Origin of the sequence: Chelativorans sp. J32, from assembly GCF_000518985.1 — a bacterium.
Lineage (GTDB): Bacteria > Pseudomonadota > Alphaproteobacteria > Rhizobiales > Rhizobiaceae > Chelativorans.
This window is the reverse complement of record NZ_JAEQ01000003.1, coordinates 228,451-254,530: the sequence shown is the minus strand read 5'-3', so window position 1 is coordinate 254,530 and position 26,080 is coordinate 228,451. Positions and strand designations below refer to the sequence as shown.

The window sequence follows — 26,080 nt, the reverse complement described above, 5'->3', positions numbered from 1 at the left end:
GCCTGCACAGGGTCATATGCGCCGGCTAACAACCTGTGCGTCCATGAGCGCCTGTCTGCAAGTTTCGCTTGCGCGATCCCCGAACCCGGTGCCAACATGCCGGCAAGATGACTGTTGCCAAACCGACATCATAAACCGGTAAAGCGGCCATATGGCAGTCCGGGGAGATCCAACATGAAGAGCTTTGCTGTCCTTGCGCTGGGTGCATCGACCCTGGCGCTTTCCGCCGCGCCTTCTTTCGCCGACTACACCCTGAATATCCTGCACTTCAACGACTGGCACAGCCGCATCCAGTCCATCAACGCATTCGAATCCACCTGTTCGGACGAGGATGAGACGGCGGGGAAGTGCTTTGGCGGCGCGGCTCGCCTCGTGACCGCCGTCAATGATGCACGCGATGCGCTCCAGGGGCAGAATGTGATCCTGCTCAATGCCGGGGACAATTTCCAAGGCTCTCTCTTCTACACCACCTACAAGGGCACGGTGGAAGCCGAGTTCCTGAATCTGATGAAGACCGACGCCATGGTGGTCGGCAATCACGAGTTCGACGATGGCGAGGATGGCCTGGCCGCCTTCCTCGAAAAGGTCGAGTTCCCCGTGCTCGGCTCCAATGTGAAGGCCACGGAAGCATCCAAGCTTGGCGACCGCGTCAAGGAATATGTGATCCTCGACGTGGGTGGTGAGAAGGTCGGAATCGTCGGCGCCGTGGCGAACGACACGGCCGAACTCTCCTCCCCCGGCGAGAGCGTCTCCATCATCGAGGATGTCGAAGGCATCACCGCCGCGGTGAAAGCCGTGCAGGACCAGGGCGTGAACAAGATCATCGCCCTCACCCATGTCGGCTACCCGCGCGACCTGGAGGCCATCGCCAAGATTCCCGGCGTGGACGTGGTGGTGGGCGGCCATAGCCACACCCTGCTCTCCAACAGCGCCGAAGGTGCCGAGGGACCCTACCCCACGATGGTGGACAATCCCGAAGGCTACAAGGTGCCTGTGGTTCAGGCCGCCTCCTATTCGAAATATCTTGGCGACCTGAAGGTCGTCTTCGACGATTCCGGCGTGGTCAAGGAGGCTTCCGGCGAGCCGAAGCTGCTCGATGCGAAGGTCAAGCCGGACGAAGCCGTCCTGGCACGGGTGAAGGAACTTGGCGGCCCCATCGAGGAATTGAAAGCCAAGGTGGTGTCGGAAACCTCTGCCGCGATTGACGGAAGCCGCGATACCTGCCGCGCCGGTGAGTGCCAGATGGGCAATCTGGTGGCCGATGCGATGCTCGCCCGCACCAAGGACCAGGGCGTCCAGTTCGCCATCACCAATGGCGGGGGCCTGCGCGCCTCGATAGATGCCGGCGAGGTCACGATGGGCGAAGTGCTGGAAGTGCTCCCCTTCCAGAACACGCTTGCGACGTTCCAGCTCAAGGGGTCGGATGTTGTCGCAGCGCTCGAAGGCGGCGTCAGCCAGATCGAGGAAGGCGCTGGCCGCTTCCCGCAAGTTTCCGGCCTGCGATACACACTCGACAAGTCTGCACCTGCCGGTCAAGGCCGGATCAGCGACGTTCAAGTGCAGACGGCGGATGGCGGATGGACGCCGATCGATGCCAACGCCACGTATACAATCGCCACCAACAATTTCATGCGCAATGGCGGCGACGGCTACAGCCTTTTCAAGGAAAAGGGCCAGAACGCTTATGATTACGGCCCCGGGCTCGAACAGGTGCTTGCCGATTATCTGGCGGCCAACAACCCCTACAAGCCCTATACAGATGGCCGCATAACCGAGGCTTCCGCCGCAGCTGCGGCACAAGCACCGGCGGCCGAAGCGCCCGCGGCACAGCCGCCGGGCGAAGCCGTGGCACCCAGTGAACCGGCTCAGCAGCCGCCTACATCGGGCGAGAGCGGTGCGAACGCCGAGCCAACGGCACCCAGCGCCGGCGCAGAAGCTTCGGGCGAAGCTGCGGGCGCCACTCCGCCTGCCGCTGAAGCCCCGGCCAATCCGCCTACCGGCACGCAAACAGCGGCCGCAACTCCGGATGCCGGCGCGGCTGAAGCCCGAGAGGCTGCCACCACACATGTCATCGCCGCGGGCGATACGCTCTGGGACCTCGCGCAGGAATTCTATGGTGACCCGATGCAATGGCGGAAGCTCGCCGAAGCCAATCCGCAATTGCGGCCTAGGCGGCTCGTCATAGGGGCCACCCTCAACGTTCCGTCGGCTGAATAGCTTCGGACACTACCCATCTATCTCATAGCCTTTTCCCGGAGGACAAAGAACGGAAATAGAAGCGAGAGGAGGAGCAGATGTCGCTAGAACCTCTGCTGGAGGCATCTCTGCCGATTAGAATACACGCATTTTCCGCGATGGCCGCTATTCTTATCGGCGCACTTCAACTGGCTCGGAAGAAGGGCACGGCATCTCATCGGCTGACCGGCTATATATGGGGCCTTCTGATGCTGACTGTCGCCGCTAGCAGTTTTTGGATTCACGAGCTGCGTTTGTTTGGCGAGTGGAGTCCAATTCACCTCCTCTCGGTCCTCGTGCTTGTTGCAGTCCCCATCGGTGTCTGGAGTGCGCATCAGCATCGCGTCCGCGAGCACCGTACGGGAATGATCAGGCTTTACGGCCTCGCCCTGATCCTAACCGGCTTGTTCACCCTCCTGCCGGGTAGGATCATGCACGAAGTCGTTTTTGGAAGTTAACGCGCTCGGTAAATCCTGTACCGAGACTGCCTTTTTCGCTCTTTGTAAGGTTGCGCTTCCAACAAAACCCACGCTAGCGTCAAAGCTGTCGGCGAAAGGACCCCTCGACAGCATTTTGCTTGCTGCGGCCAGAAGTGGCATTGTTTTAATGGCGAAATCATCTACCTCCCGGTGGTTGATCCGAAGGAGTGCGCGATGACGCTTGAAAAGACCGACCGCCACGAAAAGCGAGGCTCAGGGCACTCGACCGCGGGAAGCTCTTCAATTCGGGCCGGCAGGGTTGGAGTGCTCCTGGTCAACCTTGGCACGCCGGACGGTACGGACTACTGGCCGATGCGGCGCTATCTCGGCGAGTTCCTTTCCGACCGGCGGGTGATCGAATGGCCGCGCGCCATATGGTACCCGGTGCTCTATGGGATCGTGCTTTCCCGGCGCCCTTCGAAATCCGGTGCTCTCTACGCAAAGATCTGGAACCGGGAGCAAAACGAGTCGCCCCTGCGCACCTTCACGCGCCTGCAGGGGCAGAAGCTTGCAGCAGCCTTGGCGGATAAGGAGAACGTCATCGTCGATTGGGCGATGCGCTACGGCAATCCTTCGATCCAAGAGGTCACGAAAAACCTCATCGAACGCGGGTGTGACCGCATCGTGATGTTCCCGCTATATCCCCAATATTCTGCCACCACGACGGCCACGGTGAACGACAAATTCTTCGAAGCGCTGATGAAGATGCGGTTTCAGCCGGCGATCCGCACCGTCCCGGCCTACCCGCAGGAGCCCGTCTATATCGACGCCCTCGCCCATTCCATAGAGCGGCACCTGGCAAGCATCGATTTCGAGCCGGAAGTGGTGATCGCTTCCTATCACGGCATCCCGCAAAGTTACTCCAAACGCGGCGACCCGTATTACGAACAGTGTCTGCAGACGACCGAATTGGTACGGCAACGTCTCGGTTGGGACGAGAAGAAGCTCATAAGCACTTTCCAGTCCCGCTTCGGTCCGGAGGAATGGCTGCAGCCCTATACAGATCAAACCGTGGAGCGGCTTGCGCGCGAGGGAGTGAAGTCGATCGCCGTCCTCAATCCCGGCTTCGTCTCCGACTGCCTCGAGACACTCGAGGAGATCGCAGTTGAGGCGGACAAGACGTTCCGCGAGGCCGGCGGCCGGAATTTCACCCATATTCCCTGCCTAAACGACAGCGCCGAGGGAATGTCGGTAATCGAGGCACTGGTCCGCCGCGAGCTTTCCGGCTGGGCGTGACGTCTGCAAGCACCCGGGCATCCTGGTCGGCCTTGATCATGCCCTGTCGAGGCCGGAACGCGCTCCCAAACGTGCACTCAAACCTCGAAGGATAACTTGAGGCCGTTGCCGACTGACTATGTGATGACCAGCGCGCTTCGGCCCGACGCGGCAACCGACCGCCGACGCCGCTTCACACATTTTCCACCTCGCGGCGGCTAAAACGCTAAGCTACATTCCTGCGGCGCTTTTCGAATTGGAGACCTTTTCAATGTCTGGTTTTGATATTCTCATTCCCGTTCTTGTCGTTCTTGTTCTTCTTCTTCTCTTCGCCGGCATCAAGACGGTGCCGCAGGGCTATAACTACACCGTCGAGCGGTTCGGCCGTTATACACGTACCCTCACCCCCGGGCTCAACATCATCGTCCCCTTCATCGATCGCATTGGCGCGAAGATGAACATGATGGAGCAGGTCCTGGATGTGCCTACGCAGGAGATCATCACGCGCGACAATGCGATCGTCGCGGTAGATGGCGTCGCATTCTATCAGGTTCTCAGCGCACCGCAGGCCGCCTACCAGGTCGCCGGCCTGCAGAATGCCATCCTCAATCTCACCATGACCAATATCCGCTCGGTGATGGGCTCGATGGATCTCGACGAGCTACTTTCGAACCGCGACGCGATCAATGAACGGCTCCTGCGCATCGTCGACGAAGCGGCCCATCCCTGGGGCATCAAGATCACCCGCGTTGAGATCAAGGACATCAACCCTCCCGCCAACCTCGTTGAATCGATGGCCAGGCAGATGATGGCCGAGCGCAACAAGCGCGCCCAGATCCTCGAGGCAGAAGGCCTGAAACAGGCGCAGATCCTGGAAGCCGAGGGCCGCCGTGAAGCCGCTTTCCGCGACGCGGAAGCCCGCGAACGCGCGGCAGAAGCCGAAGCGCGCGCCACGCAGGTCGTTTCCGAGGCGATCGCGCAGGGTGACGTGCAGGCCGTGAACTACTTCATTGCCCAGAAATACACGGAAGCCCTCGCCAAGATCGGCTCCGCCAACAACAACAAGGTCGTCCTGATGCCCTTTGAAGCTTCCTCGCTGATCGGCACGCTGGGTGGCATCGGCGCCATCGCCCGGGATGTGTTTGGTGCAGGCGAAGGGACGCAAGCCGCCAGACCGGCCGCTCCCCGCGCCTCTACCGCGCGTCCGCCGGCAACCGGCCCCGAGCGCGGCTAGGCTGACGGTTCCATGCTGATGGGCATTCTCTCCGACCTAGGACCGTGGAACTGGATGCTCCTCGGTTTCGTCCTTCTCGTCCTGGAGATCGTTCTGCCGGGCGTCTTCCTGCTCTGGATCGGCATCGCCGCAATTCTCACGGGAGCGCTTTCGCTGCAGCTTTGGGACGTGAGCCTCTGGACCTGGCAGGTGCAGGTGCTCGTTTTCCTCGCCCTGTCGCTCATTTCCGCCTATGTGGGCAAGCGCGTAACGGACGCGCGCCGCGACGAGGAGACGGACGAACCTCTTCTCAACCGGCGGGCGGATCAGCTTGTCGGCCGCACCGCGGTTCTCGAGGAACCGATCCTGGATGGTTATGGCCGTATTCGGCTAGGTGACACGACCTGGCGCGTCGCAGGACCCGACCTGCCGGCCGGTACGCGCGTTCGCGTGATCTCAGCCAAGGGCGGAGAACTGCAGGTCGAGGCAGCGTAGGCTACGCTGCCCCGATCCGCAGAAGATCGTGCAGATGGATGATGCCGATCGGCTTGCCTGCCTCCACCACCATCAGCGTCGTGATTGCGGAAGAATTGATCATCTGCAGCGCAGCCGCCGCGAGCGTATCGGGCTTGATGGTCTTGGGCCCGCGCGTCATAACCTCGTCCACGCTCATGGAAAGGATGTCACTGTCCATGTGACGGCGCAGGTCGCCATCCGTGACGATGCCGATCAGCGCACCCTCGCCGTCCGTGATCCCCACGCAGCCGAAGCCTTTTCGCGAGATCTCCAGGATCGCCTGACGCATTCCGGTGCCGCTGGGGACCAGCGGCATGCGCTCGCCCGTGTGCATGATATCCTCGACGCGTGTGAGGTTGGCGCCGAGCTGGCCTCCCGGATGGAAAGTGCGAAAATGATCGGGCGTAAAGCCACGCGCCTCCAGAAGAGCGATCGCCAGCGCGTCGCCTATCGCAAGCTGCAGCAGCGTTGATGTCGTCGGTGCCAGCCCGTGCGGGCAGGCTTCCTGCACCTTGGGCAGGCAGAGCACAACGCTCGATTCCCGCGCAAGCGCCGAACGGGCGCCGGAAGTCACCGCGACGAGAGGAATGGAGAACCTGCGCGCATAGGCGACAATGCCCTTGAGCTCTGCGCTTTCGCCGGACCAGGAAAGCGCGATGATCGCATCGTCCCGCGCGATCATGCCGAGATCGCCGTGATTGGCTTCCACAGGATGGACAAAGAACGCAGGCGTGCCGGTCGATGCAAGCGTGGCGGCGATTTTCGAGCCGATATGCCCGCTCTTGCCGACGCCGGTGACGATAACCCGGCCGGATATACGTGCGATCATCTCGACGGCTTCGGCAAAGGGTTCCGAAAGGCCGTTGTCGAGCGCCTCCGCAAGAGCCGTGAGGCCCGCCTGCTCCGTGCTCAACGTGCGCGCCGCCGATGCTATGGCGCTCGCACTGTCGAATTTCTTGATCTGTCTGCTCAGCATGCGATGCCGCTTACCCCTTTCAGGCGCCTATGTCCAACGCTGTTTGGCCTGAGGTTACTGAAGAGCGCTCCTCTTCAACCTTGTGTTAACCGCAACCTTTTACCCTTTGGTTACCTTGGCGCCCGAATGCGCCGCAAAATGTTCTGGTGTCCATGTCGGGGGTTTGCTTCAGCGTAAAAAGGGCGATGCTGTACCTGGGCTGCGCGGCCGGGGCATTGCTTTGTGTTGTGCCGGCGATCGCCCAGGAAAGCCTGCGCGGCACCCTCGGCACGCTGGACAACCGCACCGTTGCCCAAGCAGAGGACCCCGGCATTCCCTCGCCTGATTACACACCGATAAGTCCCGGTGCCCTGCCGGACGACGCGTTGGTCATCGAATATGACGACTCGCAGCTGTTTGGAGAAGAAACGCAACCAATCGAACCGCCGGTCCAGCGTCGTCGCGAGCAGGAAATCCAGGATGAGTTCCCGACGCGAGCATTAAGGGCTGGTACGGTCGAAGAGGCGGAACTTTCGCGACGCCAGAACACCCGCGTGCCTGCCATAGAGGGGCAGGACTTCAGGCGGGAAGAGAACCCTTATGCCCCCCTGGGCCTGCGCGTCGGCACTTTCGTGCTGAGGCCGAGCGTGGAACAGGGCCTCACCTGGACGTCGAATGCCAATGACAGTCCCGAGGGCGGCGAAGCGCTTCTGTCCGAAACCACTTTGCGGCTCCGCGCCGCTTCGGACTGGTCGCTGCATCGCGCCAATCTCGATGCTTCCACCACCATTCGTCGCTCGCTTTCCGGAGAGGACGTCAAGGAGGCCGAAGGCGATATCAATGCCAACCTGGAACTCGACCTCGCAAATCGCCTGACGGGCCGCGCATCGCTTGGTTATTCCTTTGGGCGCGAAAGCGCATCCTCGCCTGTCAGCATTCCCGGGGTGGAGGAACAACCGCTAAGACACACGATCGTCGGCACGCTCGGCATCGAAAAGGGCGTCGGGCCGCTGCGCCTTCGTGCCACCGGCGAGGTCTCGCGCAATCAGTATGGCGATGCGGAGCTGGTCGGCGGCGGAACGCTCTCCCAATCCGACAGGAACTCGACACTTGCGCTTGTGCGGTTGCGCGGCGGTTACGAGATTTCCCCGGCCTTGATGCCCTTCATCGAGGTCGAGGCCGGCAGACGCTTCTATGACGAGGAACGCGACAGCGCTGGCTATGCGCGCTCAGCCAACAGGCTGGGAGCCCGTGCCGGCGTGGCGATCGACCTCACGGAAAAACTCTCGGGCGAAATCTCGGCTGGCTGGATCAGCGAGGATTTCGAGGATGACCGGCTGCAAAGCATATCCGGCCCGTCATTGGCCGCGAGCCTGGAGTGGTCACCCATGCGCGGCACGATCGTCGCGCTCAATGCGGCAACCTATGTGGAAGGCAGCACCTCTCCCGGATCGAGCGGATCGCTGCTCCACACGGGGGCGCTGAGATTGGAGCGGCAGATGCGCTCCAATCTGACGGGAAGCCTCGCCTTCGGAGCAAGCTATCGCGACTATGAAGGCGGCGGGCACGACCTTGTCCTGAGTGGCGAGGCAGCACTTACCTGGTGGCTAAACCGTTACGTGGGCCTGACCGGCCGGGCCCGCCACGAACGACAGACAAGTAACCTGCCCGGCCGCGACTACGAAACGAACAGCGTCTTCATGGGCATGACCATCCAGCGATGAGTCCAGCATCGGCCCGAAAACCGGAGTCGGTATTCGGGAAGCACGATGCATCACTCGATCGATCTACAGCGCCCCTCGTCCATCCCGTAGAACGCACGGCGTCCTCACGTCAGGCCAAGCCCTCTTCGTCTAGAAAATCCTTCAGAAAGCCGAGCACCTGCGGCTTCAGCTGCTCCTGCTGCAGGGCAAGAGCGATATTCGCCTTGATGAAGCCCTCCGGCGATCCGCAATCGAAGGTCCGACCGCGATAGATATGAGCGTAGAAAGGCTGCTCGGCGTGCAGCCGAAGCATGGCATCGGTAATCTGGATCTCGCCGCCGGCGCCCGTCTCCTGATCTTCGAGCAGCGCGAAGATCTCGGGCTGCAGGATATAGCGGCCATTGATATAGAAATTAGATGGGGCCTCGTCTGCCTTGGGCTTTTCCACCATGGACGTTATCTCGAAGCCGCCATGCAGGTCCTTGCCACGCCCTACGATCCCGTATTTATGCGTCTCGGCGGGATTGCATTCCTCCACCGCGAGGATATTTCCACCCGCTTCTTCATAGAGCTCCACCATCTGCTTCATGCAGCCCGGTTCGGACCGCATGATCATGTCGGGCAGGAGGAGTGCGAACGGCTCGTCGCCCACCAGTTCGCGCGCGCACCAGACAGCATGTCCCAGTCCCAGGGGAACCTGCTGACGGGTATAGCCTGTTTGGCCCGGTTCGGGCTGCATGGCTTTCAGGCGTTCGAGGATCTCGGTCTTCCCGCGCCTGGACAAGGTCTCGTAAAGCTCGACCGCCACGTCGAAATGATCCTCGATCGCGGTCTTGTTGCGCCCGGTCACGAAGATGAAATGCTCGATGCCGGCTTCCCGCGCCTCATCGACGACATATTGGATGACCGGCTTGTCTACGACCGTCAGCATTTCCTTGGGCAGGGCCTTGGTGGCCGGCAGGAACCGTGTGCCCAGACCTGCAACCGGGAAAACGGCTTTACGGATCTTCTTCATGTGGAGCTTCCTTGAGGATCTCTTGACGTTGCGAAAACCACGGACAATGCTTCCCGCGCTTTAACGGTTCCTGGGGCGAAGATAAGGAAAAAAGAACGCCTCCCGGCCGCAAGGCCCCCGTTCGGCTTATATGGTAAACTCTTTCCTTACCGCAACTGGCGATAATTTGCGCTAAATTGTCGGATGGAGGTTGGAAAAATGTTTGCAAACCGAGCCGTATTTAGTCTCGCCGGTGCGAAGTTCTTGATCGCCGCCGCCTTCCTTTTTGCCGGGGTCCAAGCTTCCTCTGCTGACGCAGGCTTTCAGCGCTGGATCGCACAATTCCGGGGGGTAGCCATTGAGAACGGTATATCAGCCAGCATCTATGATCGCGCATTCAGGGGCGTGACGGAGCCTGACCCGGAGGTGCTGCGGAAGGCCAATTTCCAGCCTGAGTTTCGCAACGAGCCCTGGGAATATTTCGACAATCGGGTGAACGAGCACACGATCGCGACCGGCCGGCAGATGGCGCGTCAGTGGAAGCCGTGGCTCGATAGGATCGAAAGCCATTTCGGCGTCAGCCGGTATGTACTTCTGGCCATCTGGTCCATGGAAACCAGCTATGGATCGGCACTGGCGAATGAACGCATGCTGCACAATCTCCCCCGTGCACTCGCCACCCTGGCCTATGCGGACAACCGCCGCGCCAAGTTCGCCCGCACGCAATTGATCGCCGCCCTGAAAATCCTCCAGAACGGCGACATTACCGAGCGCCATCTCTCCGGCTCATGGGCGGGCGCCATGGGCCACACCCAGTTCATCCCTACAAGTTACCAGGCTTATGCGGTCGATATGGATGGCGATGGGCGGCGGGACGTGTGGAACTCCGTTCCCGACGCGCTTGCTTCGGCGGCCAATCTATTACGCAAAAACGGGTGGCGCTCCGGAGAAACATGGGGTTACGAAGTGGTCCTGCCCGAAGGGCGCAAATTCCCCGGTGGCTCGATGTCACTTAGCCGCTGGGCCGAGATCGGAGTCGTGCGTGCGAACGGGAAAGCCTTCCCCGCTGCGTCACGAAATGCCGAGCTCAAGGTGCCGGACGGCCGTGCCGGCCCTGCGTTCTTGATGACCAAGAACTTCTTTGTGCTCAAGCGCTACAACAACGCGGACACCTATGCCCTTGCCGTAGGGCTTCTTGCGGACCAGATAGCGGGTTATGGTGGTCTTGTTCGCGATTGGAACCGTCCCTTCCAGCGTCTCTCCTTCGACGAGGCGAGAGAATTGCAGAAAAGGCTCGGGACGCTCGGCTACTACGAGGGCGAGATCGATGGGAAAATCGGCCAGGCCTCGCGTGAGGCGATCAGAGCTTTCCAGTCGCGCATGGGCTTGACGCAGGACGGGCACCCCAGCAAGGAAGTGCTGAACGTGCTCAGAGGTGGCTGAGGAAAAGACAGTGGCCGCAGGCGGAAATCATATCAATCGTTTCCTCCGGTCGGCCATCGCGTTGGGCCTGGTGGCCGCGGGTCTCCTGACGCTGCCAGGCGAGCCCGCCTCGGCGCAGGAACTCATTCGCCGCCAGGGTTTTTTCGAGCGTCTTTTCGGAGGGCCTCCGCCGCGCCAGGCCCTACCTCCACAGGGCCAGCGGCCCCGGCGGGGCATCGGCATTCTCAATCGGGAGCCCCGCGTCGCACCCCCGCGCGAACGCGAGGCCGCGCCGGCGCGCAGCTCCCCGCGGCAGCGGTCCAATGTGGCGCGCAGTGCACCAACAAGGGCTGCCCCTCCTCCGGAAGTAATCGAGAAACAAGAAAATGCGCGCATTGTGCTCGTCGTCGGCGACTTCCTTGCAAGCGGGTTGGCTGAAGGGCTGGACGCGGCCTATTCCACGGTTCCGGGAGTGCGTGTCGTCGATCGCAGCAACGGGTCTTCGGGTTTCGTACGCGATGATTATTACGACTGGAACGCCCAGATCGGCGGGATCCTTGATGAGGTGAAGCCTGCTGCTGTCGTCATGATGGTAGGGGCCAACGACCGGCAGCAGCTGACCATCGGCGGCCGGTCGGAACGGCCGCAGACGGAAGCCTGGCGCAAGGAATATACTGCACGGGTTCAAGCCTTTGCGGAAAAGATCAAGAGCGCCGGCGTCCCGCTGGTCTGGACCGGTGTGCCACCCTTCAAGTCCCAGTCGATGTCGTCCGACATGCTGGCCTTCAACGACATCTATAATAAGACAGCCGAGTCGGTCGGCGGCAGCTTCGTCGATATATGGGAAGGCTTCGTCGACGAAAACGGGGCCTTTGCTTCCGTTGGCCCCGACATCAACGGCCAGCCGGTCCGGCTGCGCGGGAGCGACGGCATTAATCTGACCGGCGCGGGCAAGCGCAAGATCGCCTTTTATGTCGAGAAGCCCTTGGCCAAAGTCCTCGGCACCGCGGTCACCCCCGGCACGAGCCCGGAAGGGAACAATGCTGCTCAGCCAGCCCTCGCAATCGGTGAGCCGGTCGATCTCAGGCGCACCCAGCCCATCTCCCTTTCAGGTCCTGATCTCGACGGCGGCACGGAGCTCCTCGGCGCCACCAGCCGCCCCTCCAGGACAACAAGATCGGAACCTTCCACGCAAGCGGGCCGTGCGGACAATTTTTTGTTGCGCAGGCCCGCAACCGCAAGGACTGCCACGCCCGAAACGACGACGGCCATCGAGCCGTAGTCCGGCTCCCACGCACATGACGCTAGCGCAGTCGGGTCGAAACAATTATGAAATCTATCGTCCCGACCTGCGATAGGTCCGCCATGACTGGCCCGGTGATCGACTGGCTTCTTCATTCTGACCCATCGATCCGATGGCAAGTGATGCGCGACTTGCTCAAAGCGCCAGCGTCCGAATGGCGCGCAGAGCGGGCCAAGGTTGAAACGCAGGGCTGGGGAGCCAGACTTCTCTCCTGTCAGGACGCGGACGGGCAGTGGGCAGGCGGCTCCTTTGTTCCCGCCGATTTCGATCCGCGCGAGTGGCGGGAACGCGGACAGCCTTGGACCGCTACATGTTTTTCGCTGACACAGCTTCGGGAGTTTGGTCTCGATCCCGCGTCGGACCGCGCCAAAAGAACGATTGCGTTGATCGGCGCCAATTCGCGCTGGGATGAAGGCGGCCAACCCTATTGGGAAGGCGAGGTCGAAGAGTGTATCAACGGCCGGACCGTTGCCGACGGCGCCTATTTCGGGGTCGATGTCGCGCCCATCGTCGCAAGGCTGGTGGGCGAGCGTCAGGGCGATGGCGGCTGGAATTGCGAGCGGGCGAACGGCTCGATCCACTCGTCATTCCACAGCACGATCAACGTGCTGGAAGGGCTTTTGGAGTTTGAGAAAGCCACCGGAGGCACGCCGGAATCCAGGGAGGCGCGCAAATCGGGCGAGAAGTATCTACTCGAGCGGAGCCTCTTCCGCCGTTTGAGCAACGGGGAGCCGGCCGATGAGCGATTTCTCCTATTCCTGCATCCGAACCGCTGGCGCTACGATATCCTCCGCGCCCTCGACTATTTCCGCTCCTCGGCAATGTTCACCGGCGCCGATCCCGATCCACGGCTCGGTGAAGCCATCGATCATGTTCGCTCCAGGCGGCTTGAGAACGGCACCTGGCCACTCGACTGGAGCCTCCCGGGTCGGGTGTGGTTCGACATCAATGAAGGGTCGGGAAAACCCTCGCGGTGGATCACCCTTCGCGCCATGCGGGTGCTGAGCTGGTGGGAGCGCCAAGGCCTGGGAGCGGCCTGACGCGCCTCCACCCCATGCGCTGCCAGCTCTTCCTTAGCCTATGCAGGTGCGGCGTCTGGTTGATCCACTCCGCGATGAAGGCACGGTTCGGTTTCAACACGTGCTTGCCACGGCCCCCATCTTGCCGGGCGCAACAGATCCGCTCGAATGGTAACGCTGAGACCGCTTCACCGCCAAGGATACCGCACGCCGAACCGCGCCGCTACCCTTCGGCAGCTCTCACCGGCCGCGATCGCTGCCACAATATGCTCACGCAGATCAATTGAAAGGGATCGCGCCATCCGATGCTGGCCTCCTCTCCCGCCAGCATCTTGAATCACACATCCGGGAAAAGCGGAATCCCCTCCGATACAAACAAAACCTGAACCGCTCTCGCTATCGCGGCAGGACCGAGCTTCCCATGAGGAATTCGTCGATCGACCGGGCTGCCTGCCTGCCTTCGCGAATTGCCCAGACCACCAGCGATTGCCCGCGCCGCACGTCTCCGGCGGCAAAAAGCTTGTCCACGCTTGTGCGATAATCGCGGTCATTTGCCACCACATTGGTGGAGTTCCGCCGGTCGGTGCTGGTCGCAAGCTTTTCGCCGAGCTCGCCCAGCAGACCTGCCTCAAGCGGTCCCGAAAAGCCGATCGCGATGAAGGCGAGATCGGCCTTGATGACGAACTCCGTGCCGGCGATCGGCTTGCGCCTCTCGTCCACCTGGCAGCACTTCACACCCGTGAGCTGGCCGTCCTCGCCAATGAATTCCAGCGTTGCCACCTGGAACTCCCGCTCCGCACCCTCCGCCTGGCTGGAGGACGTGCGCATCTTCGTCGCCCAGTAGGGCCAGACCGTGAGCTTGTCTTCCTTCTCCGGCGGCCTGGGGCGGATGTCGAGCTGCGTGACGCGCACCGCGCCCTGCCGAAAGGCCGTGCCGACACAGTCGGAAGCCGTGTCGCCGCCGCCCACCACGACCACATGCTTGCCACTCGCCAGAATGGGTTCCGAAGCCCATGCGACGGACTGGGTGTTTTCGCCGCCAATACGCCGGTTCTGCTGCACCAGATAGGGCATTGCGTCATAGACGCCATTGAGCTCGACACCGGGGATGCCCGCTGGCCTTGGCTTCTCCGAGCCGCCGCAATAGAGCACGGCATCGTATTCGGCGAGGAGCTCCGCCACCGGCTTGTCGACGCCGACATTGACGCCGCAGAAGAAGGTCACGCCCTCCCCCTGCATCTGCTCGACGCGCCGGTCGACATAGCGCTTCTCGATCTTGAAATCCGGGATGCCGTAGCGCATCAGGCCACCCGGCCTGCTCTCGCGCTCATAAACGTGCACGTCATGCCCGGCGCGGCCGAGCTGCTGGGCCGCTGCCATGCCGGCAGGACCCGAGCCGATGATGGCGACGCGCTTTCCAGTCTTCTTCTCCGCCGGCTGGGGACGGACATAGCCAAGCTCATAGGCCTTGTCGCCGATCGCCTGCTCGATCGTCTTGATGGCCACCGGCACGTCTTCAAGGTTAAGCGTGCAAGCCTCCTCGCAGGGTGCGGGACAGATGCGCCCCGTCCATTCCGGGAAATTGTTGGTGGAGTGGAGGTTGCGGATCGCCGCTTCCCAATCGCCCTGATAGACGAGATCGTTCCAGTCCGGGATCTGGTTGTGGACGGGGCATCCCGTCGGCCCGTGGCAATACGGGATGCCGCAATCCATGCATCGCGCGGCCTGTTTCGAGACCTCCTGCTCGGACATGGGAATCGTGAATTCACGAAAATGCCTAATGCGGTCCGATGCCGGCTGGTACTTGTTCTCCTGCCGGTCGATCTCGAGAAAGCCTGTAACCTTGCCCATGCTCATTCCTTGTTCCTGAAGGCTTAAAGCCCGCAGCCAATTTCAATCCCGGCAGTCGGGAATTTCTCTCACCGCTACGGGTGCTTCTCAGATCGGTGGCCAGGAAGGCGCCCAATGCCAATAAGCGACCCGACGGCCACACCCAGAACCACTATTTCCGCCCCAACCCTGTCGCTCGAAAGATAGACCGCTGCAGGATGACGGCAGTTATCGCGAGCGAGATCAGGGCGTGCAGGAGCCGTGGCGTGCTCACTCAGCCGCGATTCCCATGCGCATGCGTTCCATTTCTTCAAGCGCCCGCCGATACTCGACCGGCATCACCTTGCGGAATTTCGGCCGGTATTCCGCCCAGTTGTCGAGGATGGTGCGTGCGCGCTCGGAGCCGGTGAAGCGGTAGTGGTTCGAGATCAGATGCGCCAAGCGCTCCTCGTCATGCCGCGTCATGTCTCCGGAAACGTCCACCCGGCCCATATGGGCGAGGTCGCCTCCGTGATGGTGCAGCTTTTCGAGGATTTCATCCTCTTCCGGCACCGGCTCCAGTTCCACCATCGCCATGTTGCAGCGGTCGGCGAAATCGCCTTCCTCATCGAGCACATAGGCGACGCCGCCGGACATCCCTGCCGCGAAATTGCGGCCGGTCGGCCCGAGGACGACCACCAGGCCGCCCGTCATATATTCGCAGCCGTGATCGCCCACGCCCTCGACTACCGCCACGGCGCCCGAATTGCGCACGGCAAAGCGCTCGCCGGCGATACCGCGGAAGTAACACTCACCCTCGATCGCGCCGTAAAGCACAGTGTTGCCGACGATGATCGACTTTTCCGGCTCGATCTTGGCCTTGCCGGACGGCTTGATGACGATGCGGCCGCCCGAAAGGCCCTTGCCGACATAGTCGTTCGCATCGCCTGCAAGCTCGAACGAAACGCCGCGCGCAAGGAAAGCGCCAAAGGACTGCCCCGCCGTACCGGTGAATTTCACCGTAATGGTGTCGTCCTTCAGCCCCTTGTGGCCATGGCGCTTCGCCACCTCGCCCGAGAGCATTGCCCCCGTGGTGCGGTCGGTGTTGCAGATCTCCGATTCGAGCGAGACAGGCTCCTTGCGTTCGAGCGCGGGCATCGCGGCCGCAATGAGCTTTCGGTCGAGAATATCGTCGATCGGATGCTTCTGCCGTTCGGTCCAGCGGATCGCCTCACGCGGCGCTTCCGGCTTGAAGAAGACGCGGGAGAAATCCAGCCCCCTCGCCTTCCAATGCTCGATCAGCGACCGCTTTTCGAGCAGGTCTGACTGGCCGATGATTTCGTCAAGCTTGCGGAAGCCCATCTCGGCGAGAATCTGCCGCACTTCTTCCGCGACATAGAAGAAGTAGTTGATGACATGTTCCGGCGCACCCTTGAAGCGCTTCCTGAGCACAGGATCCTGGGTGGCCACGCCCACCGGGCAAGTGTTGAGATGGCACTTGCGCATCATTATGCAACCCGCCGCGATCAGCGGCGCGGTGGAGAAGCCGAATTCGTCCGCACCGAGCAAAGCACCGATGATGACGTCACGGCCCGTGCGCAAGCCGCCATCGACCTGCAGCGCGATACGGCTGCGAAGCCCGTTGAGCACCAGTGTCTGGTGCGTCTCGGCAAGGCCCATCTCCCAAGGAGAGCCGGCGTGCTTGATGGAGGTGAGCGGAGAAGCCCCCGTGCCACCATCATAGCCGGCGATCGTGATATGGTCCGCGCGCGCCTTGGCGACGCCAGCGGCAACCGTACCCACGCCCACCTCGGAGACGAGCTTGACGGACACGTCCGCCGCAGGATTCACGTTCTTAAGATCGTAGATGAGCTGTGCCAGATCTTCGATCGAATAGATGTCGTGGTGCGGCGGCGGCGAGATGAGGCCGACGCCCGGCGTCGAATGACGCGTCTTGGCGATCGTCGCGTCCACCTTATGGCCCGGAAGCTGGCCACCCTCCCCGGGCTTGGCCCCCTGCGCCACCTTGATCTGCATCATGTCGGAGTTGACGAGATATTCGGTGGTGACGCCGAAACGCCCGCTCGCGACCTGCTTGATTGCCGAGCGTTCAGGGTTGGGACTGCCGTCCGGCAACGGCATGTAACGGTCCGGTTCCTCGCCGCCCTCGCCCGTATTCGACTTTCCGCCGATGGCGTTCATGGCGCGGGCCAGCGTCGTGTGCGCCTCGCGGCTGATGGAGCCGAAGGACATGGCACCCGTCGAGAAGCGCTTGACGATTTCGGCTGCCGGCTCGACCTCGTCCAGCGGCACCGGTGTGCGGCCGGTGTCGCCTGCGGTTTTGATCACGAAGAGCCCGCGGATGGTCTTCGCCCGGGCAGCCTCGCCATTGATGAGGTTCGAGAACTCCTGATATGTGTCCCAAGACCCGCGGCGAACCGCATGCTGCAAGGTAGCGACAGCGTCGGGGCTCCAGACATGGTCCTCGCCGCGCATGCGATAATTGTACTCACCGCCCACTTCGAGCCCGATGCGGAGCACGGGATCGTCGCTGAAAGCAGCACTGTGGCGGGCCACCGTCTCCTCGGCTATCTCCTCAAGCCCGACCCCCTCGATCGTGGTGGCGGTGCCGGTGAAGTAGCGCTGAACAAACTCGGACCGGAGGCCGACCGCGTCGAAAATCTGCGCCCCGCAATAGGACTGATAGGTGGAGATGCCCATTTTGGACATCACCTTGAGGATGCCTTTGCCGATAGACTTGATATAGCGCTTCACCAGCTCGTCGGCCTCGACCTCGGGCGGGAACTCGCCCTTGGCATGCATATCGAGCAGCGTGTCGAAGGCGAGATAGGGGTTGATCGCCTCGGCACCGTAGCCGGCAAGGCAGCAGAAATGGTGCACCTCGCGGGGCTCGCCGGATTCGACGACCAGCCCGACCGCCGTCCGCAGACCCTTGCGGATCAGGTGATGATGCACCGCCGCCGTCGCAAGAAGCATCGGGATCGCGATGCGATCCGGCCCGATCTGCCGATCCGAAAGGATGATGATGTTGTAACCGCCGGCAACCGCCGCCTCCGCGCGTTCGCAGAGCCGATCGACAGCACCGGTCATTCCGGCCGCGCCTTCGAGCGCCGAATAGGTGACGTCGAGCGTCTTGGTGTCGAACCGGTCCTCGGTGTGGCCGATGGAGCGGATCTTTTCGAGATCGCCATTGGTCAGGATCGGCTGGCGCACTTCGAGCCGTTTGCGGCGCGAACTGCCGACGAGATCGAAGATATTGGGCCGCGGACCGATGAAGGACACGAGGCTCATCACCAGTTCCTCGCGGATCGGATCGATCGGCGGGTTGGTGACCTGAGCGAAGTTCTGCTTGAAATAGGTGTAGAGCAGCTTCGGCTTGTTCGACATGGCCGAAATCGGCGTGTCGGTGCCCATGGAGCCGATTGCCTCCTGGCCGGTGGTGGCCATGGGCGGCAGAAGCATCTTCACGTCTTCCTGCGTGTAGCCGAAGGCCTGCTGGCGGTCCAGCATGGAGACGTCCTGGCGCAGCGCGCGCGGCGCCACCGGCTTCAGCTCCTCCAGAATGAGCTGGGTGTTATCGAGCCACTCGCGGTAAGGATGCTTGGCGGAGATCTCCGCCTTCAGCTCGTCATCGGAGACGATGCGCCCCAGTTCCAGGTCGATGAGCAACATGCGTCCGGGCTGCAGCCGCCACTTCGTGACGATCTTTTCCTCCGCAACAGCAAGCGCGCCGGCTTCCGAAGCCATGATGACGCGATCGTCGTCCGTGACGACGTAACGTGCGGGACGCAGGCCATTGCGGTCGAGGGTGGCGCCGATCTGCCGGCCATCGGTGAAAGCCACTGCCGCCGGCCCATCCCATGGTTCCATGAGCGCGGCGTGATACTCATAGAAGGCCTTGCGTTCCGGTCCCATGAGCTTGTTGCCCGCCCAAGCCTCGGGGATGAGCATCATCATCGCATGTGCCAGGCTGTAGCCGCCCTGGAAGAGGAACTCGAGCGCGTTGTCGAAGCAGGCCGTGTCCGACTGGCCCTCATAGGATATGGGCCAGAGCTTGGAAATGTCGTTTCCGAAGAGCTCCGAGTCCACAGAGGCCTGTCGCGCCGCCATCCAGTTCACATTGCCCCGCAGCGTGTTGATCTCGCCGTTATGCGCGACCATGCGGTAGGGGTGGGCGAGCTTCCAAGACGGGAATGTGTTGGTCGAAAAACGCTGATGAACGAGCGCAAGCGCAGATTCGAAGCGCGGATCCTTCAGATCCTTGTAGTAGGCCCCCAGCTGATAAGCGAGGAACATGCCCTTGTAGACAACCGTGCGCGCAGACATGGAGACGATGTAGAAGCCGTTGTCGCGGCCACCCGTTTCCTCATAAATGCGGCCCGAAACCACCTTGCGGAGGATGTAGAGACGGCGCTCGAAATCCTCTTCATCGCGCACCATGTCGCCCCGACCGATGAAGACCTGGCGGTGCACCGGCTCGGAGGCGACGATATCGGGCGCCTTGGAAAGGCAGGAATTGTCGATGGGCACATCGCGGAAGCCCAGAAGCTTCTGGCCTTCCGAGCGGGTGACGTCAGCAATCACCTCCTCGATATGGGCGCGCAAAGCCGGGTCTTGCGGCATGAACAGATAGCCCACGCCGTAGTGCCCTGGAGCAGGAAGCTCCACGCCCTCACCCGCCATCTCGTCGCGGAAAAACCGGTCCGGGATTTGCACCAGGATGCCGGCACCGTCACCGACCAGCGGGTCCGCACCCACGGCGCCGCGATGGGTGAGATTTTCGAGCATCGCCAGCCCGTCTTTGACAATGCCGTGAGACTTCACGCCTTTCATATGGGCCACGAAGCCGACGCCGCAGGCATCGTGCTCATTGCGGGGGTCGTAGAGACCGTGCGCATCAGGCAAGCCGATGCGTTTGACAGCCTTCGCCCCAGCCTGCACGGCGGGCGTCCGCCCGGTCGATACAGATGGCGTCGATTCCGTCATCGCTTCGTCCTCCAGTCGTGGCCCTTCAGGGCACCAGTGGGTTTTCGGGCAGCCTTCTCGCGGCGGTCATCCCGGTGTATGGATCGGCATCATCTTTCGAAAAGCCGTAAGAACGCTTGCCCTCTCCCGGGGTGCGCTCCTTCTGGTGGGCAGCGCGCGAACCTTTGGTTCTTGGCACCGCCGTCCAGGCATCGTTGCAAACCGCCGCCCCACTATAGCGCAAACGGTTTGAAGCTGCCCGGATAAATAAGACAGCACTGCTGTCCTATTCTTTCATTGCCAGAAAATCTTGCGCGACACAATACGAAACAGCAAAAAAATCCATTCGGCGGGTAATAAAGTTGCGGCGATCAGCGTGTCCAAGCAAGTTCGAAACTCGCATCAGAGCAGAGGATCGCCGCCCTTGAAAACCGGGCGCCGAACGCGCAAGGGTGCCTTCGCAACAAACGAGGTGAAGGATGGCGATCAATTTCGCATCGGACAATTGGGCGGGCGCTCACCCGGCAATCAACGAAGCGCTGATGGAACATTCGCGCGGAAGCGCCTCCGCCTACGGGACAAGCGATCTCGACCGGGAGGTGGAAAAGCGCTTTTGCGAGATTTTCGAGCAGGAGGTTGCAGTCTTCTTCGTCGCCACCGGAACGGCGGCGAATTCGCTTTCGATGGCACTTTTCAACCGCCCGGGCGGCGTCGCCTTCGCCCATGCTGAAGCACATATGCGAGAGGATGAGGGCGGGGCACCGGAATATCTGACAGGAGGTGCCCGGCTTTACGGCGTGCCTGGTTCGCTGGGGCGCATGACGCCCGAGGCGCTGGACGAGGCCATCCGGCTGTTTCCCGCCGAATTCATCCACTCGGGCCAACCCATGGCCGTCTCGATCACGCAGAGCACCGAGATCGGCACCGTCTATTCGCTTGACGAGATCGCGGCGATCGCCGAGACCAGCCGGGCCCATGGCCTGCCGCTGCATATGGACGGAGCGCGCTTCGCGAACGCGATGGTGGCGCTGAATACCACACCGGCGGAAATGACCTGGAAACGGGGCGTGGATGTGCTCTCTTTCGGTGCGACCAAGAATGGCTGCTGGTGTGCAGAGGCAATCGTCGTGATGGACCCGGCCAAAGCTCGGGACTTGCCGTTCCTCCGCAAGCGTGCAGCCCAGCTTTTCTCCAAATCCCGTTTCATCGCCGCCCAGTTCGCCGCCTATTTCGCCGACGACCTTTGGCTCAAAAACGCAGCTCATTCCAACCGAATGGCGGCGCGGCTTGCCGATCACCTGGCAGAAGCTCCGTCTTCCCGCCTTGCGTGGCGTCCGCAGGCAAACGAGGTTTTCGGTTTCCTGAGAAACGAGACTGCAGGGAAGCTGGAGAAAGAAGGCTTCTTCTTCTATCCATGGAAAGTGCCTCACGATGCGAAGGAGGCCCTGAACCCCGACGAAGGGTTTTACCGCTTCGTCACCTCCTTTGCGACCACAGCAGATGAGATCGAAACGTTTGGCAGAATCCTGCGAGCGTGATTCCGTCCCGAGAATGGGCGAGTTTTCGGGGCTGGTTAGAACTCACCCTGGTGCTCCCTCAAAGGGGCGCACGCGCCACAGCACCGTGCGTCCTTTCGAACGCATAAAGGACGCTGTAAATCATTGATCGACGCATCGTGCTTTCCGAGAACCGATTCCGGTTTTCGGGCCGATGCTGTAATGCCGCTAGCACTAAAAAAAGCGGCGCCCGAAGGCGCCGCCATAACCGAGAGACAAGTCGCCTTATGCGGCGTTCTTTGCCTCGATCTGCTTTGCTTCCTTGGATGCCCGCGCAATGGGGATGCGGCGAGGCTTCATCTCCTCGGGAATGTTGCGGACGAGATCCACATGAAGGAGACCATCCTTGAGCACGGCGCCAGCAACCTCCACGTGGTCGGCCAACTGGAAGCGCCGCTCGAAGCTGCGAGAGGCAATGCCGCGATAGAGAAACTCGCTTGTATCCTTGCTCTCCTCGCTCCTTTCGCCCTTGATCGTCAATACGTTACGATGTGCTTCGACCGAGATGTCTTCCTCGGAGAAGCCCGCAACCGCCATCGAAATGCGATAGGCATCCTCGCCGGTGCGCTCGATATTATAGGGCGGATACGTCTGGCCGCCATCGAGCTGACCGAGAGAGTCAAGCATGGTGAAAAGCCGGTCGAACCCTACGGTCGATCGGTAGAGGGGAGAAAAATCGACATGACGCATGGTCTGTCCTCCTGTGAGCAACAAGTTTGCGTTTGGCCATTGCCGGAAACCCGCCGGGGCGTTTCCATTGGCCAGCGGCCCCTTCATTGGCGGCCGCATCCGTAATTTGGGATTTTGAGGCCCTCGGTTCAAGACCGTGGGTCTGGGTCTACGAACATGAACGCCAGCTGAACGCGCTCTTCGCCCCCTGTTCAGGTAACCCGGCCTAAGGTGACTGCGAACTTTCCCGGCTGGATGCATCGTCCCTTCCATCCGTCCGGGCCTTGCCGGGGGCGGCTTCAAGACCGCCTCCGGCATGCTTTTTCTGTTATGGTCATAAAAGATTTTGCTTTTGGCCCCATGGCTCTCTATCACAGTAGAGAAAGAGCCCGTTTCAGCGTCATGGCCGACTTGCTCCGAAGAACCCCGGAAAACCCTGTGCCGATCGGCGCGCGCGCCGGCATGATGACGGCCCGCGATGGCCGGCAAATCCGCTATGCGCATTTCCCTTCAGCGAGCGACTACGGAACGGTCGTCATCCTGCCGGGACGCAATGAGTGTATCGAAAAATATTTCGAGACAGTGCGCGATCTCGCGAAGCGCGGTTTTTCCGCGGTAGCGCTGGATTGGCGCGGCCAGGGCGGATCGGACCGTCTGCTGAGGGATCCGCGGCGCGGCCATGTCCGGTCCTTCAATCAATATGTGACCGACCTCGACCAGTTTTTTCGCGAAGTGGTGCTCCCGGACTGCCGGCCGCCTTTCACCGTGCTTGGCCACTCCACCGGTTCGCTAGTCGCTTTGCTCGCCGCGCCGCATTTGGCCACCCGGGTCCGACGCATGGTGCTCGTCGCGCCACTCCTCGAAATTCAGACGTCCCTGCCTCTCGGCCCCGCTCGGGCCCTGACAAAACTGCTCTGCACGTTGGGATTGGGCCGAATATATGTGGCTGGACGAAGCAAGCGCGGAAAGGAAGTGCCGTTTCAACCCAACGCGTTGACGAGCGACGAAAAGCGCTACAATCGCAATCAGGCGCTCGTCCAGGCATTCCCGGAACTGTTCGTGGGAGGACCGACGGCCGCATGGGTGAACGCTGCCTGGTCGGCCGCCGCGCGCGTTTCCGATCCCGATTTCAGAGCCTCGATCCGGGTCCCCATTCTTTTTCTCGCTGCCGGCATGGACCGGATCGTTTCGACCCCGGCCATCGAGCGCTACGCACGGGGCCTGCGTTCCGCCAAAGTTCTCACCATCGACGGCGCACAGCACGAGATTCTTCAGGAATCGGATATTTTCCGCGAGCAGGCGCTCGCCGGCTTCGAGGCATTCGCAAAAGGCCACCAGGAAAAGACCCGGGCCAGCGAACCCGTGGGAATGTAACTCCGAAACGGAGGACGCCAACGTCGTTGGCGCCTTCAGTCCCCCAAGGACGGTGCTGGCACCGGGCTACACATCGCACGTGCAAAGACCCATGCCGGCTCCCGCAACGATGCGCTAGCCGCGCAGGAATTCGAGCGCCTGCGCATGAAGCTCCGGCGTTGCCGCTGCAACAATATCTCCGCCGGCCTCGGCCGGTTCTCCTGCCCAGGTCGTCACGACGCCGCCGGCTTGCTCGATTATTGGGATCAATGCCACGATGTCATAGGCCTGCAGCCCGCTTTCGATCACCAGGTCCACATGGCCAGCGGCGACCATGGCGTAGCCATAGCAATCCGTGCCGTAGCGCGGTAGGCGCACCGCCTGCTCCACGCGGTCATAAAGGGCGCGCCTTTTGCCATCGAACAGTGATGGCGTCGTGGTGCAAAGCGTTGCATCGCCAAGGGAGGTCGTGTGGCGTGTGGCGAGCCTGCGTGGTTGGCCCGGCCCCTCGTAATAGGCGCCGTTCTTGTCGGCATAGTAAAGCTCGCCCGTGAAGGGCTGCGACATCAACCCCGCTACGGCATCGCCGTCGATCGTGAGACCGACCAAAGTTCCCCAGAGCGGCAGACCGGAAATGAAGGCGCGGGTGCCGTCGATAGGATCGATGATCCAGAGATGCCTGCTGTCCCCCTTTTCGGTGCCGAATTCTTCCCCCACGATGCCATGATCCGGAAAATGTTCCCGAATGAGCCGGCGAATTGCCTGCTCGGCCGAGCGGTCCGCTTCCGTCACCGGATCGAAGCCGCCTGAAAGCTTGTTGGTGACGGCGCCGTTCTGGCGGAAGCGCGGCAGCGTTTCCGCCGCGGCGGCAGCGGCGACCTGGCGCATGAACTCAGGCGAAGGACTGTCGGACATCTTGCTCCTCAGGGTGCGCTACAAGCGAGTCGCTTGGGCAAAGTTGATTATCGTCAAATTCTCCAGCCTCTTGTGCACAGTTTTGCAGCAGGGCTTGACAATTGTGCAATGCAGCATAAATTGTGATTCGAACAGTCATTACTGTTCATGCCCATCTTGGGCGTTTCCTCCCTAGACTTATGGCCGTGTCGTGCAAACGATGCGGTCTCTTTTTAACGGCAGGACGTGCCCGCAGCTATTCCGCAGCGAGCGGCGGGGCAAGGAAATATTGCTCCGGGATATCGATGAGATCCCGCACGAAGTCCACGAGGTCTCTTGCGAGCCTCTGGAAGCCAACCGTCCGTTCCAGCGTCCGTTCATTCATATACAGGCCGCGGCTGATCTCGATTTGGAGAGCATGCAGCCGCTCGGCCGGCCTTCCATAATGTTCGGTGATGAAGCCGCCCGCATAGGGGCGGTTGTGAGCCACCGTATAGCCCTTCGTCGTAAGAAGTGCGACGGCGTGCTGTATCAGCCCCGGAGCGGCTGAAGAACCGAAGCGGTCCCCCAGAATGAAATCCGGCCTGAAGGTGCCGTCCGCCACGCGGATATTGGTGGGCATCGAGTGGCAATCGATGAGGATTGCGTAGCCGAACCTTGCTCGCGTGCGGGCGAGGAGATCGGCAAGGCACGCATGATAAGGAAGGTAGATCTGCTGGATGCGTTCAAGCGCTTCGGCAAGCGGAAGTCGCGAAGGATAGATATTCAGGCCTTCGCCGACAAGTTTCGGTACGGTTCCGAGCCCACCGGCCACTCTGGGCGAACGGATGTTGGAATAGGGCGGCACCGGCTCACGGAACATGCTCGGATCGAGCTCCCAAGGCTCCCGATTCACATCGAGATAGGCGCGCGGGAAATTGGCAACCAGAAGCGGCGCGCCGAGGCTTGCTGCTGCCGCAAAAAGCTCATCGACGTAGCAATCTTCGGAGCGCCTTATCGTGGCAGCGTCCAGCCTGCTCATGGCGAGGAAGCGCGGCGGATAAAAACGGCCGCTATGGGGTGAGTTGAAAATGAAGGGGCTCCGCTGCTCGCTCGGCTGCACGACCTGGAACGCCGGGATTTTCGAAAAGTCCGCTTCTACGCCCATTGTCCCATTGCCTCACGTGCTGGAAAGGCTTCCCACCTATACCAACGAGCCTGCCATCGTGATCGATCCCTGTCCAGAGGATCACGGGTGGGGCCCTTTGCCCCGGTCATCGTTCACTTGATCTTTACCCTGCCGAAAACATATAGCTGGAGCGCCCTCAGGCGGGGGTGGACAGGTGCGGTAGGCAAAGATGGCACGAATTCTCCTTGCAGAAGACGACGAAGACATGCGGCGGTTCCTCGTCAAGGCGCTGGAGCGCGCCGGCTACGAGGTCGTCGATTTCGACAATGGGGCGGGCGCCTATGAACGGTTGCGCGAGGAGCCGTTCTCGCTGCTCCTGACCGATATTGTGATGCCGGAGATGGACGGGATCGAGCTCGCCCGGCGCGCTACGGAAATCGACCCGGACCTAAAGGTCATGTTCATCACAGGTTTTGCCGCAGTGGCGCTCAACCCGGATTCCAATGCACCCCGCGATGCGAAGGTGCTTTCGAAGCCGTTCCATCTGCGCGAACTCGTCACAGAGGTTGAGAAGCTGCTTCACGCAGCTTAAGTTGACAGTGCGTTTTGCACGCAAGCTTCCTATTGACGCGCACCGGTCATTATGGTCTA

At 61.5% G+C, this 26,080-nt stretch carries 19 protein-coding genes and 1 pseudogene; 12 read left to right on the top strand and 8 right to left on the bottom strand.

Translation table 11 applies throughout. The features are described 5' to 3' along the window. The first annotated feature begins 174 nt into the window (after positions 1–174). The 5 genes from CHEJ32_RS0106800 (at position 175) to CHEJ32_RS0106780 (ending at position 5,637) form a co-directional block, all read left to right on the top strand. Positions 175–2,217: a 5'-nucleotidase C-terminal domain-containing protein gene (locus CHEJ32_RS0106800; protein WP_028033185.1), complete on the top strand. Its 2,043-nt coding sequence runs from the start codon at positions 175–177 to the stop codon at positions 2,215–2,217. 77 nt (positions 2,218–2,294) lie between these two features. Then, entirely contained in the window at positions 2,295–2,693 is a 399-nt protein-coding gene (locus CHEJ32_RS0106795; protein ID WP_028033184.1) for a DUF2306 domain-containing protein, read from the top strand. 264 nt (positions 2,694–2,957) lie between these two features. Beyond that, positions 2,958–3,950: a ferrochelatase gene (gene hemH / locus CHEJ32_RS0106790; protein WP_371179791.1), complete on the top strand. Its 993-nt coding sequence runs from the start codon at positions 2,958–2,960 to the stop codon at positions 3,948–3,950. A 250-nt stretch (positions 3,951–4,200) separates the two neighbouring features. Continuing rightward, the gene (locus CHEJ32_RS0106785) at positions 4,201–5,163 is read left to right on the top strand and encodes an SPFH domain-containing protein (RefSeq protein ID WP_028033182.1); all 963 of its coding nucleotides are present in this window, start codon (positions 4,201–4,203) and stop codon (positions 5,161–5,163) included. Positions 5,164–5,175: 12 nt separating this feature from the next. Further along, on the top strand, positions 5,176–5,637 hold the full coding sequence (locus tag CHEJ32_RS0106780; protein ID WP_028033181.1) for an NfeD family protein: 462 nt from the start codon (positions 5,176–5,178) through the stop codon (positions 5,635–5,637). Between the two features lies 1 nt (position 5,638). On the opposite strand, the gene CHEJ32_RS0106775 is transcribed toward CHEJ32_RS0106780, so the two are convergent. Next, complete coding sequence (locus CHEJ32_RS0106775; protein ID WP_034657985.1) at positions 5,639–6,634, bottom strand: SIS domain-containing protein; 996 nt, start codon at positions 6,632–6,634, stop codon at positions 5,639–5,641. 185 nt (positions 6,635–6,819) lie between these two features. Between CHEJ32_RS0106775 and CHEJ32_RS0106770 the strand changes: the two genes are divergently transcribed. Continuing rightward, positions 6,820–8,337: an outer membrane beta-barrel protein gene (locus tag CHEJ32_RS0106770; RefSeq protein WP_245261004.1), complete on the top strand. Its 1,518-nt coding sequence runs from the start codon at positions 6,820–6,822 to the stop codon at positions 8,335–8,337. A 109-nt stretch (positions 8,338–8,446) separates the two neighbouring features. On the opposite strand, the gene galU is transcribed toward CHEJ32_RS0106770, so the two are convergent. Next, entirely contained in the window at positions 8,447–9,331 is an 885-nt protein-coding gene (gene galU / locus CHEJ32_RS0106765; RefSeq protein WP_028033178.1) for a UTP--glucose-1-phosphate uridylyltransferase GalU, read from the bottom strand. A 198-nt stretch (positions 9,332–9,529) separates the two neighbouring features. Between galU and CHEJ32_RS0106760 the strand changes: the two genes are divergently transcribed. The 3 genes from CHEJ32_RS0106760 (at position 9,530) to CHEJ32_RS0106750 (ending at position 13,075) form a co-directional block, all read left to right on the top strand. Further along, positions 9,530–10,753, top strand: a complete 1,224-nt coding sequence (locus CHEJ32_RS0106760; protein WP_028033177.1) for a lytic murein transglycosylase — start codon at positions 9,530–9,532, stop codon at positions 10,751–10,753. 10 nt (positions 10,754–10,763) lie between these two features. After that, the gene (locus tag CHEJ32_RS0106755; protein WP_051469530.1) at positions 10,764–12,014 is read left to right on the top strand and encodes a DUF459 domain-containing protein; all 1,251 of its coding nucleotides are present in this window, start codon (positions 10,764–10,766) and stop codon (positions 12,012–12,014) included. An 83-nt stretch (positions 12,015–12,097) separates the two neighbouring features. Beyond that, positions 12,098–13,075 carry a hypothetical protein gene (locus tag CHEJ32_RS0106750; protein ID WP_028033175.1) on the top strand — a complete coding sequence of 326 codons (978 nt, stop codon included), beginning with the start codon at positions 12,098–12,100 and terminating at the stop codon, positions 13,073–13,075. On the opposite strand, the pseudogene CHEJ32_RS28025 reads toward CHEJ32_RS0106750, so the two are convergent. The 3 genes and pseudogenes from CHEJ32_RS28025 to gltB all read right to left on the bottom strand — a co-directional run. Next, positions 13,018–13,356 (bottom strand): annotated as a pseudogene (locus tag CHEJ32_RS28025) (IS630 family transposase); the annotation flags it as partial. The gene CHEJ32_RS0106750 and the pseudogene CHEJ32_RS28025 sit on opposite strands and share 58 nt — an antisense overlap. Before the next feature lie 94 nt (positions 13,357–13,450). Further along, entirely contained in the window at positions 13,451–14,905 is a 1,455-nt protein-coding gene (locus CHEJ32_RS0106745; RefSeq protein ID WP_028033174.1) for a glutamate synthase subunit beta, read from the bottom strand. Between the two features lie 249 nt (positions 14,906–15,154). Then, the gene (gene gltB / locus CHEJ32_RS0106740) at positions 15,155–19,870 is read right to left on the bottom strand and encodes a glutamate synthase large subunit (protein ID WP_028033173.1); all 4,716 of its coding nucleotides are present in this window, start codon (positions 19,868–19,870) and stop codon (positions 15,155–15,157) included. Positions 19,871–20,334: 464 nt separating this feature from the next. Here gltB and CHEJ32_RS0106735 point away from each other — a divergent pair, with 464 nt between their 5' ends. Beyond that, positions 20,335–21,387, top strand: a complete 1,053-nt coding sequence (locus CHEJ32_RS0106735; protein ID WP_028033172.1) for a low specificity L-threonine aldolase — start codon at positions 20,335–20,337, stop codon at positions 21,385–21,387. 243 nt (positions 21,388–21,630) lie between these two features. Here CHEJ32_RS0106735 and CHEJ32_RS0106730 read toward each other — a convergent pair whose 3' ends face one another. After that, positions 21,631–22,095 (bottom strand): Hsp20 family protein, encoded by a 465-nt coding sequence (locus CHEJ32_RS0106730; protein WP_028033171.1) that lies wholly within the window; start codon positions 22,093–22,095, stop codon positions 21,631–21,633. Between the two features lie 381 nt (positions 22,096–22,476). Here CHEJ32_RS0106730 and CHEJ32_RS0106725 point away from each other — a divergent pair, with 381 nt between their 5' ends. Next, positions 22,477–23,448 (top strand): alpha/beta hydrolase, encoded by a 972-nt coding sequence (locus CHEJ32_RS0106725; RefSeq protein WP_028033170.1) that lies wholly within the window; start codon positions 22,477–22,479, stop codon positions 23,446–23,448. Positions 23,449–23,562: 114 nt separating this feature from the next. Here the strand turns inward: CHEJ32_RS0106725 and hisN are convergent, their stop codons facing one another. Both hisN and CHEJ32_RS0106715 read right to left on the bottom strand, forming a co-directional pair. After that, on the bottom strand, positions 23,563–24,342 hold the full coding sequence (hisN, locus tag CHEJ32_RS0106720; RefSeq protein ID WP_028033169.1) for a histidinol-phosphatase: 780 nt from the start codon (positions 24,340–24,342) through the stop codon (positions 23,563–23,565). 235 nt (positions 24,343–24,577) lie between these two features. Then, positions 24,578–25,468 (bottom strand): N-formylglutamate amidohydrolase, encoded by an 891-nt coding sequence (locus tag CHEJ32_RS0106715; protein WP_028033168.1) that lies wholly within the window; start codon positions 25,466–25,468, stop codon positions 24,578–24,580. Between the two features lie 190 nt (positions 25,469–25,658). On the opposite strand from CHEJ32_RS0106715, the gene cpdR reads away from it, so the two are divergent. Continuing rightward, on the top strand, positions 25,659–26,021 hold the full coding sequence (cpdR, locus tag CHEJ32_RS0106710) for a cell cycle two-component system response regulator CpdR (protein ID WP_028033167.1): 363 nt from the start codon (positions 25,659–25,661) through the stop codon (positions 26,019–26,021). The last annotated feature ends 59 nt before the right edge of the window (positions 26,022–26,080 follow it).